Consider the following 681-nt stretch of genomic DNA (forward strand, 5'->3'; position numbering starts at 1 on the left):
GTCGGTCATCACCGCGGTCACGGTGACGCCCTTGCTGGCGAAGAACGCGTTGGCCCGGATCCAGAAGGCGGCCGCGGTCTCCTTCCTCTCGTCGTCGAGGATCTCCGAGTACGCGACTCGGGAGTGGTCGTCGACTGCGTGATGCAGGTACCGGTAGCCGCGTGAGCCGCGTGCTCCGGCGCGGGCGGCACTGTTGCGGCCTCGGTGGGACCGTTGATCGGCGGCCGAACCGCGCCCGAATGCGCGCCACCCGCCGCCATCAGGGATTCTTCCCTGCTTTTTGATGTCGACGTGGACGAGCTCGCCGGGTTTGGCGACCTCGTATCGCTTGGGGTCCGGCCGGCGAACCGGTAGGCCGGTCGCCTGGTCGAGGAAGCGCAGGCGGGGCATCTTGTAGCGGGTTAGGACCCGGTGGACCGTCGAGGCGTGCAGGTGAAGGTGGTAGGCGATCCGGTCCGGACCCCACCGTCGAGTGAATCGCAGATTGACGATGCGGCGTTCGGTCCTGGTGGGCAGTTGCCGTGGGGAACGGTGTGGCTTGGAGGAGCGGTCGGTCATCGGCTCGCCGGCACGATATCGGTCCGACCACTTCTTCGCTGTTGCGTGAGCGCATTGGAATCGTTCGGCGGCCCGTCGGATCGGCCATCCCTGGTCCACGACGAGGACGGCGAGGCGGCGACG

1 protein-coding gene is annotated in these 681 nt (G+C 67.8%); it reads right to left on the bottom strand.

Annotated features, from left to right (window positions below; translation table 11 throughout):
* On the bottom strand, positions 1-681 hold a 681-nt coding region (locus AAFO60_RS20815), incomplete at both ends, for a helix-turn-helix domain-containing protein (protein WP_347958148.1).

The organism is Gordonia aichiensis, assembly GCF_039946255.1.
Taxonomy (GTDB): domain Bacteria; phylum Actinomycetota; class Actinomycetes; order Mycobacteriales; family Mycobacteriaceae; genus Gordonia; species Gordonia aichiensis_A.